Annotated in this window: 23 protein-coding genes; 11 read left to right on the top strand and 12 right to left on the bottom strand. The window is 65.2% G+C overall.

Annotated elements, in window-relative coordinates:
• Positions 1-122: 122 nt before the first annotated feature.
• Entirely contained in the window at positions 123-479 is a 357-nt protein-coding gene (locus tag YH64_RS08415; RefSeq protein WP_046807588.1) for a hypothetical protein, read from the top strand.
• A gap of 236 nt (positions 480-715) precedes the next feature.
• Here the strand turns inward: YH64_RS08415 and YH64_RS08410 are convergent, their stop codons facing one another.
• Both YH64_RS08410 and YH64_RS08405 read right to left on the bottom strand, forming a co-directional pair.
• Positions 716-2,209: an RNA polymerase factor sigma-54 gene (locus YH64_RS08410; RefSeq protein WP_046807589.1), complete on the bottom strand. Its 1,494-nt coding sequence runs from the start codon at positions 2,207-2,209 to the stop codon at positions 716-718.
• 104 nt (positions 2,210-2,313) lie between these two features.
• Positions 2,314-3,258 carry a sigma-54-dependent Fis family transcriptional regulator gene (locus YH64_RS08405; protein ID WP_082134678.1) on the bottom strand — a complete coding sequence of 315 codons (945 nt, stop codon included), beginning with the start codon at positions 3,256-3,258 and terminating at the stop codon, positions 2,314-2,316.
• 260 nt (positions 3,259-3,518) lie between these two features.
• Between YH64_RS08405 and YH64_RS08400 the strand changes: the two genes are divergently transcribed.
• Positions 3,519-4,901 carry a sigma-54 dependent transcriptional regulator gene (locus YH64_RS08400; RefSeq protein ID WP_046807590.1) on the top strand — a complete coding sequence of 461 codons (1,383 nt, stop codon included), beginning with the start codon at positions 3,519-3,521 and terminating at the stop codon, positions 4,899-4,901.
• A 12-nt stretch (positions 4,902-4,913) separates the two neighbouring features.
• On the opposite strand, the gene YH64_RS08395 is transcribed toward YH64_RS08400, so the two are convergent.
• Positions 4,914-5,297, bottom strand: coding sequence for a hypothetical protein (locus YH64_RS08395; RefSeq protein WP_052946137.1), 384 nt, complete (start codon positions 5,295-5,297; stop codon positions 4,914-4,916).
• Between the two features lie 173 nt (positions 5,298-5,470).
• Here YH64_RS08395 and YH64_RS08390 point away from each other — a divergent pair, with 173 nt between their 5' ends.
• Positions 5,471-5,728: a hypothetical protein gene (locus YH64_RS08390; RefSeq protein WP_223265008.1), complete on the top strand. Its 258-nt coding sequence runs from the start codon at positions 5,471-5,473 to the stop codon at positions 5,726-5,728.
• 11 nt (positions 5,729-5,739) lie between these two features.
• Here YH64_RS08390 and YH64_RS08385 read toward each other — a convergent pair whose 3' ends face one another.
• Positions 5,740-6,039 (bottom strand): DUF378 domain-containing protein, encoded by a 300-nt coding sequence (locus YH64_RS08385; protein WP_046807591.1) that lies wholly within the window; start codon positions 6,037-6,039, stop codon positions 5,740-5,742.
• A gap of 70 nt (positions 6,040-6,109) precedes the next feature.
• Positions 6,110-6,379: a hypothetical protein gene (locus tag YH64_RS08380; protein ID WP_046807592.1), complete on the bottom strand. Its 270-nt coding sequence runs from the start codon at positions 6,377-6,379 to the stop codon at positions 6,110-6,112.
• Positions 6,380-6,521: 142 nt separating this feature from the next.
• Between YH64_RS08380 and YH64_RS08375 the strand changes: the two genes are divergently transcribed.
• Positions 6,522-7,112 carry a hypothetical protein gene (locus YH64_RS08375; protein ID WP_046807593.1) on the top strand — a complete coding sequence of 197 codons (591 nt, stop codon included), beginning with the start codon at positions 6,522-6,524 and terminating at the stop codon, positions 7,110-7,112.
• Positions 7,113-7,182: 70 nt separating this feature from the next.
• On the opposite strand, the gene YH64_RS08370 is transcribed toward YH64_RS08375, so the two are convergent.
• Positions 7,183-8,073: an SDR family oxidoreductase gene (locus tag YH64_RS08370; RefSeq protein ID WP_082134676.1), complete on the bottom strand. Its 891-nt coding sequence runs from the start codon at positions 8,071-8,073 to the stop codon at positions 7,183-7,185.
• Positions 8,074-8,245: 172 nt separating this feature from the next.
• On the opposite strand from YH64_RS08370, the gene YH64_RS08365 reads away from it, so the two are divergent.
• Positions 8,246-8,422, top strand: a complete 177-nt coding sequence (locus tag YH64_RS08365) for a CsbD family protein (protein WP_046807595.1) — start codon at positions 8,246-8,248, stop codon at positions 8,420-8,422.
• A gap of 30 nt (positions 8,423-8,452) precedes the next feature.
• Here YH64_RS08365 and YH64_RS08360 read toward each other — a convergent pair whose 3' ends face one another.
• Positions 8,453-8,794, bottom strand: coding sequence for a YqjD family protein (locus tag YH64_RS08360; RefSeq protein ID WP_046807596.1), 342 nt, complete (start codon positions 8,792-8,794; stop codon positions 8,453-8,455).
• Between the two features lie 79 nt (positions 8,795-8,873).
• Complete coding sequence (locus YH64_RS08355; protein ID WP_082134677.1) at positions 8,874-9,206, bottom strand: four-helix bundle copper-binding protein; 333 nt, start codon at positions 9,204-9,206, stop codon at positions 8,874-8,876.
• A 148-nt stretch (positions 9,207-9,354) separates the two neighbouring features.
• On the opposite strand from YH64_RS08355, the gene YH64_RS08350 reads away from it, so the two are divergent.
• Positions 9,355-9,621: a hypothetical protein gene (locus tag YH64_RS08350; protein WP_046807597.1), complete on the top strand. Its 267-nt coding sequence runs from the start codon at positions 9,355-9,357 to the stop codon at positions 9,619-9,621.
• On the opposite strand, the gene YH64_RS08345 is transcribed toward YH64_RS08350, so the two are convergent.
• The gene (locus YH64_RS08345; protein ID WP_046807598.1) at positions 9,607-10,692 is read right to left on the bottom strand and encodes a DNA topoisomerase IB; all 1,086 of its coding nucleotides are present in this window, start codon (positions 10,690-10,692) and stop codon (positions 9,607-9,609) included. The two genes, YH64_RS08350 and YH64_RS08345, sit on opposite strands and share 15 nt — an antisense overlap.
• Before the next feature lie 189 nt (positions 10,693-10,881).
• On the opposite strand from YH64_RS08345, the gene YH64_RS30110 reads away from it, so the two are divergent.
• From YH64_RS30110 to YH64_RS08335, 3 genes are all read left to right on the top strand, one after another.
• Positions 10,882-11,043, top strand: a complete 162-nt coding sequence (locus YH64_RS30110) for a hypothetical protein (RefSeq protein ID WP_162941210.1) — start codon at positions 10,882-10,884, stop codon at positions 11,041-11,043.
• A 62-nt stretch (positions 11,044-11,105) separates the two neighbouring features.
• A complete protein-coding gene (locus YH64_RS08340; protein WP_006219570.1) occupies positions 11,106-11,258 on the top strand; it encodes a DUF3309 domain-containing protein in 153 nt (50 codons plus the stop codon).
• Positions 11,259-11,579: 321 nt separating this feature from the next.
• Complete coding sequence (locus YH64_RS08335; protein WP_046807599.1) at positions 11,580-12,536, top strand: 2-hydroxyacid dehydrogenase; 957 nt, start codon at positions 11,580-11,582, stop codon at positions 12,534-12,536.
• Between the two features lie 19 nt (positions 12,537-12,555).
• Here YH64_RS08335 and YH64_RS08330 read toward each other — a convergent pair whose 3' ends face one another.
• Positions 12,556-13,392 carry a universal stress protein gene (locus YH64_RS08330; protein ID WP_046807600.1) on the bottom strand — a complete coding sequence of 279 codons (837 nt, stop codon included), beginning with the start codon at positions 13,390-13,392 and terminating at the stop codon, positions 12,556-12,558.
• A gap of 112 nt (positions 13,393-13,504) precedes the next feature.
• Positions 13,505-15,637 (bottom strand): FUSC family protein, encoded by a 2,133-nt coding sequence (locus YH64_RS08325; RefSeq protein WP_046807601.1) that lies wholly within the window; start codon positions 15,635-15,637, stop codon positions 13,505-13,507.
• 294 nt (positions 15,638-15,931) lie between these two features.
• Between YH64_RS08325 and YH64_RS08320 the strand changes: the two genes are divergently transcribed.
• Positions 15,932-16,837 carry an EAL domain-containing protein gene (locus tag YH64_RS08320; RefSeq protein WP_046807602.1) on the top strand — a complete coding sequence of 302 codons (906 nt, stop codon included), beginning with the start codon at positions 15,932-15,934 and terminating at the stop codon, positions 16,835-16,837.
• A 140-nt stretch (positions 16,838-16,977) separates the two neighbouring features.
• Here YH64_RS08320 and YH64_RS30105 read toward each other — a convergent pair whose 3' ends face one another.
• Complete coding sequence (locus tag YH64_RS30105) at positions 16,978-17,334, bottom strand: hypothetical protein (RefSeq protein ID WP_185975345.1); 357 nt, start codon at positions 17,332-17,334, stop codon at positions 16,978-16,980.
• A gap of 98 nt (positions 17,335-17,432) precedes the next feature.
• Here YH64_RS30105 and YH64_RS08310 point away from each other — a divergent pair, with 98 nt between their 5' ends.
• Positions 17,433-18,524, top strand: a complete 1,092-nt coding sequence (locus YH64_RS08310; protein ID WP_046807604.1) for a DUF748 domain-containing protein — start codon at positions 17,433-17,435, stop codon at positions 18,522-18,524.
• Positions 18,525-18,532: the final 8 nt, after the last annotated feature.

Raw genomic sequence — 18,532 nt, 5'->3', positions numbered from 1 at the left:
AATACCCGGTCAGGCGACAGACTCGGCGGGTAGCGGTGCCGCAAGGAAAAAGCCCGGTGGGAAAGCGGGGCGGGAACGGAGCTTGCTCATAGGTCTGGGCTTTTCCACAAAGGAGTCTGACTATGAAATCTCGTGCTTTGACTTGCGCTTTCGTATTGGCAGCCGGTTTGACGTCTGCCGGCGCGGTAATGGCCCAATCGGCCAACCCGACCACGCCGTCCTCCACGCCGAATGACGCCACCGCCGCGCAGCCGAACCGCGCACAGCCTCCGGGCCAGATGGCTCCGGCGCCCAATGCGACGCCTTCGACCGGGACCAAGCCGCCCGCCACTCACCAAAGCGGCACCATGTCGTCGGGCAAGAAGCACTCCGACGAAACGCCGAAGCGTCCTCGTGAAGCCAACGACAACGTGCCCCGCACGCCGGGCGCAGGCGCTACGCCGCCTCCGGGCTATCCGAACACTGGCGGCTCGAAGTAACGGCTGACGTTGACGGCGGTCTTGACCACCGCCGTCGCGCCGTTCGAGCAGAAGGCTTCCCACGGGAAGCCTTCTTTTTTATGCGAACCGGCAAACTGAAACACCATTTTTTAGCAAACCGGCCACGGCTTCCAGGAAGCGTGGCCGGTATGTATCGCGTGTTATCGCGTGTTATCGCGTGTCTTCCAGCAGGCGCCCGCTGCGGCCTGCACGACCGCTTGCGTGGCGACCGCCTCTTAATGCTGACGGCGCAATTCCGCCGGCGGCACCCGCAATTGCCCGCGATACTTGGACACCGTGCGCCGTGCCAGCAAGATCCCGCTGGCGGCCAGTTGCTGCGTCAGGGCAACGTCGGACAGCGGCATGGTCGGGTCCTCGGCATCCACCATTTCCTTGATCAGCGCGCGTACCGCCGCGGCCGAGCACGAGCCGCCCGATTCCGTGGCCAGCTCGCGCGAAAAGAAGTGCCGAAATTCAAAGACGCCGCGCGGAGTCACCATGTACTTGCCGACCGTGGCGCGTGACACGGTGGATTCGTGCATGTCCAGATCATCCGCCACTTCGCGCAGCATCAGCGGCCGCAACGCCACTTCGCCATATTCAAAGAACGTCTGCTGACGCTTGACGATGGCCTCGGCCACGCGCTGGATGGTCGTGTAGCGCTGTTCCACGTTGCGCACCAGCCAGCGCGCCTCCTGAAGCTCTTGCGCCATCGGACTGCGGTCATCCAGGCGGGCGCGGCGGAACAGGTCGGCGTACGTGCGATGTAGCCGTGCCTGCGGCATGGCGTGGCGGTTGGGCAGCACGCGCCAGCGCGAATGCCATTTGTCCACGAACACGTCGGGCACCACGTACACCGGCGCTTCAGCGCTGTAGCGCGACCCCGGCTTGGGATCCAGGCTCCGGATCAGCGCGCACGCTTCGCGCACTTGCTCATCGGTGCAGCCCAGCAAACGGCGCAGCCCGACGCAATCGTTCTTGCCCAAGCGGTCCAGATGCTCGCGCACGATGCGCAAGGCCAGGTCGCGCACGTGGGGTTCGACCGACTGCGCCGCCGCCAATTGCAGCGACAGGCATTCGGTCAGGTCTCGCGCCGCAAGGCCCGGCGCGTCCAGCTGCTGCACCAGGCGCAGGGCGGCCGTCCATTCGCCTTCGTCTGGCGGCGGGCTGAAACCGGCGTGCTCCGGATCGCATAGGCTCATCAGCGGCACGCGCAGGTAGCCGTCGTCGTCCAGCGCGTCGATGATGAATTCGGCCAGCAGGCGGTCGCGCGGTTCCAGGTGATAGTTGCCCAAGTCCGCGGACAGGCGCTCGCGCATCGATACCGATGCGCAGACCCATTGCCCCATGTCCTTGCCGTCGCCACCGCCCGTCAGCTGGGTAGGATAGTCGCCGGAATAGGAAGGGGCGTCAGGCAAAGGCTCATCGGCCTCGGATGGCGAGGGCGGGGCGGCGTCGGCCATGGCCGACGGCTCGTCCCCGTAATTGCCGGGTTTGATGGAATCGCCGTTTGGCAGCGGTTCGGTGTCCTGCTCGTCGCCATCTTCCAGAAAGGGGTTGGTGGCAAGCGCGTGTTCCACCGCGGTCGTGAATTCAAGCGCCGACATCTGCAGCAGCTTGACAGACTGCTGCAAGCGCGGCGCAAGCGTCATTTGTTGGCGCAGGCGCAATTCTTGCGAGGGGTGGCCCAATCGAATCTCCTGGATGAAAGCCGCCGAAGGGCGGCGCATCCTAGGACACATGCAAGATCCGTGCCAGGTCGATTTTCGGGCCTAGGCGCGAGGCTTGCGGCCCTGTCGCAGCGACCGTATTACAAGCCGACGGTAAGAACTGCTCAGCCCCCGGACAAACCTTCTTTTTCGTAGACGTCCAGGCGGTTGTACAGGGTTTTCAAGCTGACGCCCAAGGTGTCGGCCGCCAGGCGCTTGTCACCCCCGTGGTGGGCCAGCGTCGCCAGGATGAAGGCGCGCTGCGCCTGGCCCAAAGGCATGCCCACCGGAAAGTTCATCGCGCCTTCGCGCATCTCGGCGTGCTGGCTGGCGGCAGGGCGGGCCAGCAGGTTGGTGTCCAGCTGCGTGTCCGACAAAATGAAGGCGCGCTGCACAACGTTACGCAGCTCGCGCACATTGCCCGGCCAGTCATGCTGGGCGATGGCGTCCAGCATGCGCTTCGAAAACGTTTTCTGGGTTTGATATTGCGCGTTCAGACCGTCCAGGAAGCGCTGCGCCAGGATCAGCGCGTCGTCGCCGCGTTCGCGCAGCGGCGGTACCCGAAGGGGGATGACCAGCAGGCGATGCAGGAAGTCCTGGCGCAACCTGCCATCGGCCACCGAGGCCGCGGGGTCGCGGTTGCTGGCGCAGATGATGCGCACGTTGGCGCGCAGCAGGTCGGTGCCGCCCACGCGCTGATACGTTCCCGCTTCCAGCACACGCAAGAAATGCACTTGCATGTCGGGCGGCATCTCGGTGACTTCGTCCAGGAATAAGGTGCCGCCGCTGGCGTACTCAAAATAGCCTGCGTTCTGCGCAACCGCACCGGTAAAACTGCCTTTCTCGTGGCCGAACAATTCGGCATGGGCCAGCGTGCCGCTGATCGCGCCGCAGTTCACGGCGACAAACGGCGCGGCGCGCCGTTCGCTGGCGTCATGGATTGCGCGGGCAATGATTTCTTTGCCCGCGCCGCTTTCTCCCACGATGAATACGCTGGCGTCGGTAGCCGCCGCCAGCTGCAACTGGGTTGCCAATTTCTGCATGACAGCAGACATGCCGGTGACGTCCATGGGGACGACCGAAGACGCGGGCGCAGTGTCGCGCCGCGCGGTGGTGCGATTTGCCATAAAGATACCTCGGGCCGCCGGGGCCTTACGCGACAGCACAATCGTAGTGGTACGTTTGTAGCGCGACTGCGACCAGATGCAAGTATTCGAAAACTTTAGTCGACAGTATCGATTCTTTACGCATTATGGCTCCAGAGTGTCTATCCTCACAGTGATAAACGCGCGCGCTGATTGATGACCGCGCACCGGCAACAGGAGAACTCATGCCTCATCTGCTTGTCGTCGATGACGACGACGCGATACGGGAAACACTGGCCGAAATGGGTCGCGATAGCGGCTTTTCGGTGGCAGTGGCAGGAAGCGTGAAAGATGCGCTGATACAGCTGGAACGGCAAGCGCCGGATCTGGTGTTGACCGATGTCCGCTTGCCTGGTGGCAACGGCATGGACATTTTCAAGAATGCGGCCGTGGCCAGCGCCGAAGTCGTGGTGATGACGGGGCACGGCACGGTGGATTACGCCGTCCAGGCGTTGCGTCTGGGCGCCAGCGATTTTCTCGTCAAGCCGATCTGCATGGAACGGCTGAACGAAATTCTGACGCGAGTCGTTACGAACGCCGGTGGCGAACTGCCCGGCATGCCCTTCGAAGAGCCCGGCCGTTTCGGCAAGCTGTACGGCGAGTCGGAACGCATGGTGCAGCTGTACCACCAGATCGGCCGGGTGGCGCCCACCAATGTGACGACCCTGCTGATCGGCGAAAGCGGCACCGGCAAAGAGCTTGCTGCCCACGCCATCCACGAACTCAGCGCGCGTCGCCAGCGCCCGTTCATTGCGGTCAACTGTGGGGCGATTTCGCCCAACCTGATCGAAAGCGAAATGTTTGGCCACGAGCGCGGCAGCTTTACCGGCGCCGACCGCCAGCACAAGGGCTATTTCGAACGCGCCGACGGCGGCACATTGTTCCTGGACGAAGTCACGGAAATGCCGCTGGACCTACAGGTCAAGCTGCTGCGCGTGCTTGAAACCGGGCAGTTCATGCGCGTGGGCACCAACCGCGAGATCAGCTGCGACATCCGTATCGTCGCGGCCACCAATCGCAATCCCGAACAGGCGGTGCAGGAAGGCAAGCTGCGCGAAGACTTGTACTACCGCCTGAGCGTATTCCCAATTGAACTGCCGCCGCTGCGCGAACGGGGCGACGACATCCTGCTGCTGGCGCGCCGCTTTCTGCAGGCGCAGAACCAGGAGTCGGGCAGGAACAAATACTTCTCGCCCGAGGCGTCCGAAATACTCAAGCAGTATGAATGGCCGGGCAACGTGCGCGAGCTCAAGAACTTTGTGCGCCGCGCCTTCATCATGGCTGATGGGGATGTGCTGGGGGTGGACATGCTGGCCCCGCACGTGTCGCCGGCGGGTGAACCCGTGGGCGGAGAAGTCAGCGTGCCCGTGGGCGAGACGCTGGCCGAGGCGGACCGCCGCCTGATCCTCGCGACGCTTGAACGCTGCAACGGCGTGAAGAAGCAAGCCGCGATGATGTTGGGCATCAGCCCCAAGACGCTTTACAACCGACTTGAAGAATATGCCGCAGCCGGCTTCGCGCTGCCCGGCGAAGACGCCGGCCAGCGCGATTCCAGGGACGCGGCCTGACCGACTAGCGGTTTACTTGTTGTGGCGGGTCTTCAGATCCGCCATGCAAGCGTCCTTGGCGTTGCCGGACATGGCATCGCATTTTTCCTTGCCCACCTTGTAATCGGCGTCGCTCTTGGTCTTGGCCGCGTCATGGTTTGCCTCGGCCTTTTCCTTGCCGGCCTTGGCGTCGGCGCGGGCCTTGTCGCGGTTGGCTTCCGCCTGCTTCTGACACACGTCCTTCTGGTTGCCCTTCATCGCATCGCAAGCCTTTTTGTCCATCTTGTATTGGCTGTCGATTTGATCGTTCGTGCGCAGGGGCGCAGAGCTGCCTTGGGTGGTTTGCGCGGAGGCCTGGAAGGCGACGGCGGACAGGCACAAGGCGATAGCGGGGCAAACGGTTCTGGACAGATTCATGACTGACTCCTTTGGGTAAGGGTCCACACGGGGCGGACCTGCGGACTCCAGAGCAAGTCCCGTTCCCGGCGTGTCAGGCACGGCGCTTGCGCGGGCTGTGGGCGATATCCAGCGATATCCGCCGACGTCAATCGATGCGCGGCGATATCCATCACGTCAACGCGGAGCTACCCATGACCCACAACGATATGAAGAACGATATGAAGCAGGACAATCAGGCCGCCGGCGCCGAGACCGGAAAATCCCAGGCCAACCAGCCCAAGGACAATACCGAAGCCGCCCACGACAGCGGGCAGTTCGGCGCGGACAAGCCCGGCTTCGGCAAAGAGCGGCAGCCCGCCAAGCGGCCCGCCGACAAGAAACCCAATACCAAGGGCGCTGAATTCGAGGAAGGGGGCCAGTACCCGGGTAAGCGTCCGCCGGGCAACTGAATAAGCCGGGCTTAGCCCGGCTCGCCGGGCTCGCCCGCTTCATCTGCCCAGCGGAACAGCATCACCACGCAATGCAGCGCGGCCAGCCCGATGATGCCCTGGATGCCACGCGTGACGGCGGCGTTGGGAATGACGCGGGCGATCACATCCAGGTTCACGGCAGCGATCAGGCCGCAATTCAAACCGCCGGCCACCACCGCGATCAGCGCTGCCCAATCCAGCCCCGACAAATCGCGTCGGCGGCCGAGCGGGCGCGCGGCAATTTCTTCTTCGCTTGCGGAAATATCTTCACTCTGGCCCGACATGTCCATGGTGCGCGTGCTCCGGTGAGGGGCGGCTGCGGGCAGAGGCCGCCCGCAGCGCGTGGGTACTGCCCAAGGGTCAACCTCCGTTGCGGACCGGGTCAGGCGGCGAGCGCGAAACGCCCGCGTCGTCAGCGTCGGTCACGTGATCGGGCGCGATGTCATCGCCGTCCACATCGTCGTCCAGCAAGTCCGGGTCCACGCTTTCGCGGTCGCCGGTGGATTGCGAGTCGCTATCGGTGTGCGCCAGGCCCGGCGGCACATCGCTGGCAGAGTCCGAGGTGTCGCTGGGTCCGACATCGGGGCGGCCGCTGTTGTCGGGGTATTGGATGTCAGGGGTAGGGGGCATGACGGTCTCCGGTAAGTCTTGAATAGGCGGTGGCGAAGCCGCATGGCAACGCCGCGCTTCGGCCGGCCCCGCAAGTGGCGTGCCGCCGCCCCTCGGGTATGCAAGTTGCTGGACAGCGGGCGTACGCATACGGGAGAACGCTATGTCCTTGATCGTTGCCGCCAGATTCCAGACCTTTGACCAAGCCTCCGTGGCCACGCAAAACCTGTTCAAAGAAGGCTTTACGGAAGACGACGTCCACACGTTCTATATCAATTCCGCAGGCGGCCATTCGCGCTATCCGCTTGGCGGGGATCGGGCGGCCGACCCCGACGCGAAGGGCGGCCACCTGGGCGCGATGGCCGGCGCGTCGGCGTTGGGATTGGTGTTTGCCTTGCTCGGTGGCATCATCGCCGCGCAGATGTCCGCGCCTGTGCTGATCATCATCGCGGCGGCCGGTGTCGGGGCTTATATCGGCGCGCTGGCCGGCGCCATGTGGATCGTGGGCCGAGGCCGGCGCAAGACGCCCAGCACGCCGGTCGTGCAGGAATCCCACCCGGTGGTGCGCATGGCCGGGGTGATGCTGGCGTTGCACGTGACCGCGGAGAAGGAATCGGTGGCGCGTCGGGTGTTGCGCGAGTCTGGCGGACAAGACATTGAACGCGCCCAAGGCCGTTGGCGCGACGGAAAATGGCAGGACTTCGACCCGCTCACGCCGCCGCAAACCGTCGAGGCGCCGTCGCCCACGCCTTGAATGTTCCGTGCCGTATCAAAAAAACAGCAGGCCGCCCACGGGCGGCCTGCTGCATCTTCCCGCCCGCTGATCAGTCGCCCGCGCTGCCCGTGATGGGCAGCACGATACCGGTGATGTAGCTGGCGCAGACGGGCGAGGCCAGGAACACATAAGCCGGTGCAATTTCCTCGGGCTGGGCCGGGCGGCCAAGATCCGTCTTCTTGCCGAACTCTTTAATGGCCTCGGGGCTTTGATCCGCCGGGTTCAGCGGGGTCCACACCGGTCCGGGCGCCACGGCGTTCACACGGATGCCCTGTGATGCCAGGTTGGCGGCCAGCGACCGGGTAAAGGCGTGGATGGCGCCTTTGGTCGACGAGTAGTCCAATAGTTTGGCGCTGCCTTGCAAGCCGGTGACCGACCCGGTGTTGATGATCGACGCACCGGTTTTCAAATGCGGCAGCGCTGCGCGCGCCATGCGGAAGTAGCCGGTGATATTGGTGGTCAGCGTTTTTTCCCATTGCTCGTCGCTGATGTCGGTCAGCGAGGCTATGTGCTGCTGGTACGCCGCGTTGTTGACCAGGACGTCGAGCTTGCCGAATTCCTTCACGGTCTGCTCCACGGCGCTTTTGCAAAAGGCGCCGTCCTTCACGTCGCCCGGGATCAACACGCAGCGCCGGCCTTCGGCCTGGACGACGCGCCGGGTTTCCTCTGCATCCTCATGTTCGTCCAGATACACCACGGCGACGTCCGCGCCTTCGCGCGCAAACAACACGCAGACGGCTCGGCCGATGCCGGAGTCGCCGCCGGTGACAAGGGCGACCATGTCTTTGAGTTTGCCGCTGCCTTCGTAGCCGGGCGCCAGGTATTGGGGCTTGAGCACCATGTCGGCTTCATTGCCGGGTTTTTCCAGATGCTGGCCGGGCATGGGCGGCGTGGGGTGCGGGCGGCCGCCGGTTTGGGGCGGGGTCGAGGGTTTGCTCATGGCTGGGCTCCTGTCATGGTCATGGCGCGAAATTCCACGCCTGGCCCCGCGCAGGAGCAAACCTTGTTCCTGTTGTTGTGCCAAGCGGTTTGGGCACGGCGCTTGCGTAGGAACGGTACCGACGTCAACCGTGGCGTCGGGCACACATCAACATGATGAAAGCGAGAGAGCCATGAACAAGGACCAGGTAAAGGGCAGAGTCGAAGAGGCCGCCGGCAAGGTAAAGGAAGTGGCTGGCAAGGCGACCGGTAGCACGTCTACCGAGCTCAAAGGCACGGCGCAAAAAGTAGCCGGCAAGACGCAGGCCGCTTACGGCGACGCCAAGGACAAGGCCCAAAAGCCGGGCTGATGCCCGGCCTGAGCCCTGTTGGCGCGGCGGTTACTGGCGTCCCACGATGACGCCGAAAAGGAACGCCGCGCCAGCCACCAGCCCGATGGCTTGCCACGGGCGTGCGTGGATGTATTCTTCCGTGCAGTCCAGCGTTTCCCGCATCAGATCCCCCGCATTATCCGAGGCATCGCGCAGGCTGCGCCGCGTAGCGTTCAGCTGATCCGACAGGCGCGCCTTCAACGCGTCCAGATCGCCCGGGTCGGCGTCGCGCAAGGTCGCTTCGATTTCGTCGATCCAACTTTCCGGATGGCGCGCGCGTCTGCGCGTTCCACGATCGTCCGGGCCGTTCTCGGGAAAATCGGAAGGCAAAGGGGTATTCGTAGAGGCCATCGAAAAGCTCCTGGCAGTCGGGCGAAAAGGGCGCCGGGTCCGAGGCCTGCCCGTGCGGCCCCGTGGCGTGTCAAAGCCGTCAAGCTTCGAGCATGTCCTGACAAGCCAGCGTGCACGCCAGGCAGGCGCCGGCGCAGATCTGGCAGTGCTCCATGTCTTGGTAAGGCGCGCATGCGCGAGCGCAAGCGTCGCAAACCAAAGCGCACAACGTACAAAGCGCGGTAGAAAATTCGCCGTTGCGCGCCAGCATCGCGGCGCACAAGCGGCACACGCCGGCGCAATCGGTTGCCAAGGCAATGCAGCGCTTCATCTTCGCCGCATTGGTATCCAGGCTGGCCGCGGCGCACTGGTCGCAAGCCACCGCGCATTCGTAGCAGGCTTGCACACATTGCTCGAAGTTTGGGTCTCGCATTGCATCTCCTTGTGAGTGCCCATGGCGGTTGGCAAAGGCGCGGCCGCGCCCGGCCGGGCACATCCGCTTGCAATTTGAAGATACTGTCAGTGCCTCGATGCGGCGCGCGGCCGTAGCATGAAAGTTCGAACCCAGACAGGAGGTAGTCATGAAATCCCGATCCGATTCGAAACCCGAGAACGCAGCGTCCGACACTTCTGCGCCCAAGGCGGACGCCACCCAGGACACCGCAAAGATACTGCCGCCGCGCGGGCCCGTCGATGTGCCGAAACAACCGGTGAAACCAGACGCCTCGACGCCGGACGAGGCCGCTCGCGACAAGCGTGCCGTGGTCGATAACCAGACCGAGTCGAACTGGGCCGATGGTGACGCGCCGCAGCCGCGCGCGAAGAATGCACGTTCACACCTCTTCTGAAGGCATGGGCGGCGCGGGCGCGTCCATGGGCGGCAGCTTGCGCAGGAATTCAAGCAGGCGCCGTTCATCCGCATGCAGCCCGCGCGGGCCATCCGGCGCGCGCGCCTTGGGCGGCAGCCGGCCCTCCAGATAGGCCTCAAGCAACGCCGGGTGCACATAGCAGGCGCGGCATACGGCCGGCGTGTTGGCCAGCCGCTTCGACACCTGCTTGATAACCTCGGCAACCGTCTGCCGCGCTTGCGTCGCGGTCTCGAAGGGGTGCGCCTGCAATGCCGCGTAGGCCATCGCGGACCCCGCCCACGTGCGGTAATGCTTGGCCGTGAAGTCGCCTTCACCCGCTTGGCGCAGATACGCGTTCACCGCGCCGGAATCCACGGGGTGCTTGGCGCCGTCTTCATCCAGATACTGGAACAGCTGCTGGCCGGGAATCTCCATGCAGCGTTTGATGATGCGCGCGACGCGGCGGTCGCGTACCGTCACGTCGTGCGGCACGCCGCTTTTACCCACGAAGCGAAAACGAAAGCTGCTGCCGGCCACGGTGGCGTGGCGGCGCGTTAGCGTCGTCAAGCCATAAGACTTGTTTGACCGCGCGTATTCCCGGGCGCCGATGCGTATCAGTGTGGTTTCCAGCAAGCGCACCAGGGTGGCGATGACCTTGTTCTGCGTCAGGCCGCGTTCCTTCATGTCGCGCGCCACGCGCCGCCGGATGCGCGGCAGCGCCTGTCCGAAGGCCAGCAGGTTCTGGTACTTGCCCGCATCGCGCAGTGCCGCCCAGGCGGGGTGATACCGGTATTGTTTACGGCCACGGGCGTCGCGCCCGGTGGCCTGCAAATGCCCGTGGGGCAGGGGGCAGATCCACACATCTTCGTACGCGGGCGGGATCACCAGCTTGTGAATGCGCTTGATCTCGGCCTCGTCCGTGATGCGCTTGCCGTGGGTATCAAGGTAATGAAAGGTGCTGCCGTTGACGCGTACCCGCCGGTAGCCGGGCTGGGTGTCATCCACGTAGACCAAGGGTGGGTCGCCAGCGCCGGGGGCCGGCTCGGCAAGCGGGTTGCTGCGGGTGTCCATGCTGTCTCCGGAACCTTACGGGCGTCCCGAAGCAAGCGCCGTGCCCGTCAATCAATCGGCCATCGGGCAGGCAGTATGCGTTTGGGCACGGCGCTTGCTGAACAGGGGCCAGCGACAACCGTCTGCGAATCGATCGTTGCACAGCGCGCAGCAAAGCGCGTGGCGCAACGGTCCCTACAGGAGAGTGCCATGCAAGCCACACAGCATCTACACGTGCCGCCCAAGCCGGAGCCCATTCCGCCCGGGTCGCCGCCGGGAGACTTGCCGGTGGACCCCGATACCGACCAGCCGGAAGTGGACCTGCCGCCGCTGTCGCCGCCCGTCAAGGAAATCGAGCCGCCCCAGCGCTGATGCGGCGGCCGCGGAACAACGCAAACCAGAACAACGCAAATCAATAACGACGAGGAGTCATTATGTCGACCATCCTGCTGATCATTCTGATCCTGCTGCTTATCGGTGCCGTGCCTGCGTGGCCGCACAGCCGAAGCTGGGGCTATTACCCCAGCGGCCTGCTTGGCATTGTCGTGATCGTGCTGATCGTGATGCTGCTGATGGGACGGATATAACGGTCCGAACCTGACGCCACGGGCTTGAAAGGCCCGGGCTTGACGCGGCCGAAGGTACCGCTTCGGACATGACGGTCTTGCAATGTGGCCCGGGGTGGCATCGCCGCCCCGGGCCATTGCGTTCGGGCGTGGCCAAGGGCTGGACGACGGGTGGCGCGACGGCAACGCCAGGCGTAAGATTTGCCCGCCTCTCTTTGGCCGATTTCTATTAGGCCGATTTCTATTTGGCCGATTTCTATTTGGCCCACTTTTCTTTGGCCGACTTTCTTCGCCTGCTTTTTTGCCCGTCCTTCCAAGACCCCGCTACCCGGCAACGCCAACATGACCATCCCCTTGCTGATTTTGATCGACAGCGTGCAGGACTACCTGCCCGAGATCCAGGCGCGCGGCTTCCAGCCCGTCTATGCCCCCACCGCGCAGATGCGCGCTGACGCCATCGCCCAACACGGCCAGGACATCCGCGTCGTTCTGACGCGCGGCGCCACGGGTTTGAAGGCCGACGAAATGGCGGTCATGCCCAAGCTGGAACTCGTCTGTTCGCTGGGCGTCGGTTATGAAAATATCGACCTGGCCGCCGCCCATGCGCGCGGCATCATTGTGACCAACGGCCCTGGCGCCAACGCCGTGTCGGTGGCCGACCATGCCATGGCGCTGCTGCTGGGCGTGGCGCGCCATCTGCCGCAGGCGGACGCCTGGGTGCGGCAAGGCCACTGGAGCGGCTTCATGGGGCCGCAAGTAACGGGCAAGCGCCTGGGCATTCTGGGCTTGGGCACCATCGGCCTGGAAATCGCGCGGCGCGGCGCGAACGGTTTCGGGATGCAGGTCGGCTATTTCAACCGGCGCGCGCGTCCTGAAACGGGCTACACCTATTTCGATAATCCGCGCGACCTTGCGGCGGCGTCCGACTTCCTGGTCATCGCCACGCCCGGCGGCGCGGGCACACGGCACCTGGTGGACGCGCAAGTGCTGCAAGCCCTGGGGCCGAACGGCTACCTGATCAATATCGCGCGGGGCAGCGTCGTGGACACGGACGCGCTGATCTCGGCGCTGTCCGACGGCGGTATCGCGGGCGCGGGGCTGGACGTGGTGGACGGCGAGCCGCAGGTCCCGCAGGCCCTGCTCAAGCTGGGCAACGTGGTGCTGACGCCGCACAGCGCCGGGCGGTCGCCCGAAGCGGTCGCGGCAACCGTGGCGCTGTTCCTGAAAAACGCCACGGCGCACTTTGCCGGTCAGCCCGTGCTGACGCCCGTCCTGGACGCACACGCCCAGGCGGCCTGAGCGCCGCCGCGGTCCGCGCTCAGTGCGAGAACATGATCGGCACGGTCATGCTCTTGAGGATGGACGCAGTGGCGCCGCCCATGGCCCATTGGCGGAACTTGCTGTGGCCGTAGGCGCCCATCACGATCAGATCGGCGCTGTGGTCGGCGGCGGCGTTCAGGATGGTGCTGCCCACGCCCACGCCCTTGATATCGCGGCGCACGTGGCTAGGTGCCGGCATGCCGTGCGCCACGCAGTACGTGGCCACGTCGTTGAAATCGACGACGCCGGCTTTGGACGGCGCCGTGCCTTCTTCCATGGTCAACACCACCAGGCTTGCCGCCTGGCGCAAGACCGGCGTGGCGTCGGCCAAGGCGCGGGCCGCTTCGCGGCTGCCATCCCAGCAAACCAGCACGCGGTTGCCGACGGCGTTGAATTCGCCACTTGAAGGCAGCACCAGCACGGGCCGCCCCGTGGTCAGCAACATCTGTTCGACAAATTCGGTTTCGTGCGCGGCTTCGATATCGTCAGGGTTGAATTGGCTGACGATGACCAGGTCGCTGGTGCGCGCATGCAGCGCGACGGTGGCGCTGGGCGCGGCATCGCCCGCGCGGACGACGGCGGCAATATCGGATGCGGCAGCGCTGGCCAGGAACGCGCTTTCCACTGCGTCGCGATTCTGCGCCTGCAATTGCTTCATGACGTCCAGCGTGCGAGACATCAGCACGGATTCGCCGTAGTAATACTGCGGCGGCGCGGCGCTGGCGTAAATGCCCACCAGCTCCGCCTGGTGGCGGCGCGCCAGCGACAGCGCCAGGTCGGTGCGGCGTTTGCAGTCGAAGCCGTGGTCCAGGTGTACAGAAATGCGGCGGTACATGGCGGGTCTCCTTGATAAGCGTCCCATGCCTTCATGGTTGCGCTTTCTTGCCGCCTTGCTATTGACGCGCATCAACCCGTGGGCAATCTCCCGCGTCCGGCGCAAGCGCGCGTCACGCCGTTGATTCCTTTTCGATGCGATCGCGCAATTGGCGCACCTGGCGCGCTTGTTGCGCAATGCGGTCCAGCGGGCCGGCCAGCGCGGGGTCTGCCGCCGTGACAGCGGCGGGCACCGCGAACTGGCGAGCGCTAACGCCCGGCGCCTCGTCCTGCGGGTGCAAGGCGTGCGCCAGGACGCGCGCGTAGTCTTGCAGCGCCGAGGCAGCCGCCGGCGCGTCGGCCGGCAGGGCGGGCTGGATTTCCAACACGGTGCCGGCGGCGGTGATGCGGCGCATGGCGTTCAACAGGTTCACGGCGGTGTCGACCTTGCGGTCTCGGTGCACCGGGTTTTGTTGCAAGCGCTGCAACGACGCTTCGGCGTTGTCGGCGGACAGGCACGCCAGGCGCCGCAGCCCCACGATATCCGCCTGGTCGGGCGCGGACGGCGCGTTGCTCTTTTGGCGCAGCAGCGCCAGCGCGTAGGCCGCATGCCGCTCCAGCGCGCGCGTCAGCGCATCGGCCAACTGGCGCGGCTCTTTTTCCGGCCACACCAAAACACCCACCAGCAGCGCCAGCACGCCACCCAACACGCTGTTGAACGCACGTAGCGCGGCCAGCATGGGTTCGTAGATTTCCGGCTGCTGGATATGGCTGACCAGGACGAACTGCGACGTCAAAAAGAAGGTGAACAGCGCGTAGTGGATGGTGCGGGCGGCGAACGTGCCCAGCGCAATCGGCAGCACGGCCAACGCCACGGACAGCGGCGTGCTAAGCAGCAAGCCCAGCAGCGACGCGCCGATGGCGCCGGCCACGCTGCCAATCACCCGTTCCACCGTGCGCTGCCAGGTCGTGGCGAAATAGGGTTGCAGGATGAAAACCAGCGTCAACGACATCCAATAGCCGTGATTCACCGCGAACGTCTTGGACAGGGCCACCGCGATGGTGGCGCCCACGCCCACGCGGCAGGCGTGGCGAAAGGCGTCTGATTCCACGCCGATGTTCTGGCGCAGCGTACGCAGGGCCTGGCGTGCCCGGCTGCCCATGCCGGGCGACGAGACAGGCGCGGTGGGCGCATCGCCCTGGTCGAACATGGCCTGCATGACGGACTGGGCCGTGTGCAGCATGCGGTCCAGCACCGGGACGACGGACGCCAGATCTGGCGCGTACGCCATGGCGCCGCCCCGCAGGTCATGCAAGCCCGCCGCGAAATGCGCCAGGCGTTCGCGCAGGCATTCGGCCTGCTTGGCGTCGCTGACGTCGGAGGTGCTGGCGATGGCGTTGCATACGCTGGCGTAGCGGTGCAGGGCATGCGACAGGTGCGCGCCCGCGCTGCGTCCCAGCCAGCGCGGTGCGTTCGACTCCAGCAGGTCGGCCGCGGCCACCAGCGCAATGAAGCTGTCTTCGGCACTGTCCAGCAGATACATCAGTTGATGCGCGCGGGCACGGCGCGACGGCCGGGCGTCCTGCACTTCGCGGATGCGCACGCGGGCCGCCTCCAGGGCAGCGCGTTGCGCGCTGCGTTGCGGCTTGGTAACGGCCGTCCAGGCTTGCGGGCCGCCGGCGGGCGTCAGGCCGGAATACATGCGCGCCAGGGCATCGGCAAAGTCGGCCAGCCCGCGATAGCAATGGGCCACGGCGTGCGTCGCGTCTTTCCAGGGACGGCGCCGCCATACCAGGGCGGTCATCAAAATTGCCCAGACGGCGCCAACCAGGAAGAACAGGGTGTAAGACAGGCTTTCGGCCAGCGTGGGCGCGGGCAGTTCGGCGGCGACCACGAATCCGGCCGACAACAGCGTGCCGACGATGGCGGCGGCGGGCCCCAGCACCCGCAACAGTCCACCGAGGGTGCAGCACAGGAAAGTCAGGGGCAGCAGCAGCCACAGGTGCCCCGCGCTGGCGCTGGCCAGAAAGCAGAACAGGGCGCCGACCAGCCCCAGGGCGAGCATCGAGCCGGCGCGCTGGCGTAGCGGCCCGCCGGGGTCGCCGAAGCAGGCCCAGAACGCCGCGATGGCCGTCCAGCCCAGGCGGGGCTCATGCGCCAGCACGGCAAGAATGACGGGGGCCGCGCTGATCGCGGCGGCTTGCAGGGCGTCCAGCCACAGGACGTGGCGCAGCGAGGCGCGCCAACGGGAAAGCAGTTTTGTCACGCTAAGGGAAGTCGCAGCAGGGGGAAGCCAAACCGGCCAGGGATGCAAACCCTAGCATGTCGACAAGGCGCCGGCATATACGGACGGTTACATAAATGTGAATGCGTTGCCAGATACTCGCAAATTTGCCTGGAACAATTGCGCAAAATGGCATAAAAAAACACTTGCGATCGCGCAGTGGAATTTAACCCCCGCCGATTGCGGCAAGCCAACAGTGAATACTCATGTCCCAATGTGTTCTATCTGCGCCCGGACAGCGCAGGCTTTATCCGGGAACACGCTAGGAGCGTAGACATGACACCGAATCACGAGGCTTCCACAGGCTCGGTGGTCAGCGATGAGGAAATCGCGGCCATGATTGCGGGTAAGGACGGGTTGCGCGTGCTGTTGCAGCCCCAGGTGGATTTGCTGACCGGCAAGATCGTGTCGGCCGAGGCGCTGGCGCGATGGCAACACCCGCGGCTGGGCGTCGTCATGCCCGCCGAATTCATCCCCGGCGTCAATCGCATGGGCCTGGACAAGCAGTTGTTCGAACGCGTGTGCCTGCGCGTCATCGATGTGCTGCTGACCATGCGCAGAATGGGCGTTGCCGTGCCCGTGGCGATCAACGCGCCGGCCACGACCTTGTCGGACGAGCGCTGCGTGGACTTTCTGCTTAACCGCATCCAGGCCGCCGAGTTGCCGGCCTCGCTGGTGCGCGTGGAGCTTACCGAAGACCAGCCCATCAAAGAACTGGACGTGCTGCGCGCGTCGTTGATGAAGCTTGAGGACGCCGGTTGCGAAGTCAGCCTGGATGACTTTGGCACCGGCCATGCGTCGCTGAAGCTGCTGTCTGCAATCCCCTTGTCCGAAGTCAAGATCGATCAATATTTCGTGACCCGCATGCGCCGCAGCGCGGTGGCCTTTGAAGTGCTGCGCACCGCCGCCGAGCTTGCCACGCGCATGGGCTGGCGCGTGGTGGCCGAAGGCGTCGAGAACGTGGCCGACATCCCGGCCTTGCGCGCGGCGGGTTGCCGCTATGGACAGGGCTTTGCGCTGGGCCGCCCCATGGTGCTGGACGAGCTGATGGTGCGCCTGCGCACCCAACGCGACGGGATATCCCCGCTGGCCGCCTCCGCCAGCTACGCCTCTTCGTGGATCGAAGCCTTCGACGGCGCCGACGCCGAGCCTTCCTCGCGTGCGCGCGTGACCACCCAGTAATCGAAGCTGCCGGTAATTCTTACCGAGCGGCCGTCCCCCGGCAGGCCGCGGCGCTTGCCGCGCCGGGCGCCAATCAATCAGGGTCATCAAAACTTTGCCCCCCGCATCCGGCGCACGGTGTTGTTTGGGCACGCCAGTTGCTACTCCTGTCCAGCGGAATCGTTCCGCCCTAAAGGAGACACGCAATGTCCAATCAGAACCAGCCCGACCAGCAAAAGCAGCCGCAGAAGCAACAGGCCCAGGAAAATTCGCGTGACAAGCAGCAGCCGGGTCAACAGCCGGGCCAGCAATCGGGTCAGCAGCCCGGTCAGCAAATTGACAAGGGCCAGGGCCAGCAAGGCCAGAACCCCGGACAGCAAAACAAGACGCAGCGCTAGCGTCTCGACCGCGTCTTGATTTCCCAGTACGGCAAGCGCGACTCCCGACGGCCCCGGCCCCGCCAGCAACCACGGCGAGGCCGGGGCCATTTGCTTGGCGGCCGGGATTGCTGCCATCATCCATTTCGACCATTGAATAATGTCGCCGTATCTTTGACCATGCCTTGGTTGCGCCCGCGCGCTTGCGCGCACTTTCGTTCGCCCACACAGGATCTTTCATGAGCATTCCCGCCCCAGCTCCGCGCCGGCGTTCGGCCCTGGGCACCACGCTGGCCGTGCTGCTGATGCTTGTCGCCCTGGTGGCGATACTGGCGTTTGCCGCGACGCGCATGGTCGAGCAGCGCATCTACAGCCTGTTGGGGCCGCGCAGCCAGGTGGGCGACATCAGCGTGGGCTTGCGGCAAGTGGTGTTGACCGACGTGGTGGTGCCGGGTGCGGCCGGCCAGAACAAGGCCAGCGCCACGCGCGTGACGCTGGAACCGGAATGGACGGCCTTTCTGCGCCACGAAGCCGTGTTCCACACCGTGCTGGTTGAAGGCTTTGACTTTGCGGTGGTGCGCAGCGGCGACGATATGCAGATTGCGCCGGCCTTGCAGACCGCATTGCATTCGGGCGAAAGCCGCACGCGCGGACCCATGCCGATCCGCATCGCGGACCTGGTGCTGCGCGACGGGCGCCTGGATTTCCTGGATGCGGTCGTGTCCAAACCGCCGCATCGCATCGCGTTCAAGAACGTTCAGGCGCGCTTGAACCCGATCGCCATCCCGGGCGACGGGTCGCATAGCGACCTGGAATTCAGCGGGGCGGTGCAAGACAACCGCAACGGCGAATCCACCGTGCGCGCGCAAGGTTGGGTGGCCTTGGGCAGCACGGATTCCAACATGAAGGTGGCGGTGCGCAATATGGACATTCGCCATGCCGCGCCCTACTTGTCCGAGAACGGGGCGGGCACGCTGGCCGCCGGCGCGATGGACCTGGACATGACCACCGCCATCGACAAGCGTGACCTGCGCGCGTCCGGCACGGTGGCGCTGCGCGACCTGAAATTCACGGGCGACGGGTCGGTATTTTCCCTGCCGCGCAAGGCCGTGCTGGCCGCCATGAAAGACAAGACGGGCGCGTTGCGGTTTGAATTCGCGCTACGCGGCAGCCTGGACAATCCGAAGTTCTCGGTCACGCGAGGGTTTGCCGCGCAAGTGGCGCGCGGGTTCGGCCGGGCGATCGGCGTGGGCGCGGAAGGCGCCGCCGAAGGCGTAACGGGCGCCGTCAGGGAACTGGGCGACGCCTTGTCGGATCTGCTTAGCCCTTAAGCCAGGCG

The organism is Achromobacter sp. LC458 (genome assembly GCF_001005835.2).
Lineage (GTDB): Bacteria > Pseudomonadota > Gammaproteobacteria > Burkholderiales > Burkholderiaceae_B > Achromobacter > Achromobacter spanius_B.
Note: the sequence above shows the minus strand (reverse complement) of the source record. Positions and strands in the feature narration are given on the sequence as shown.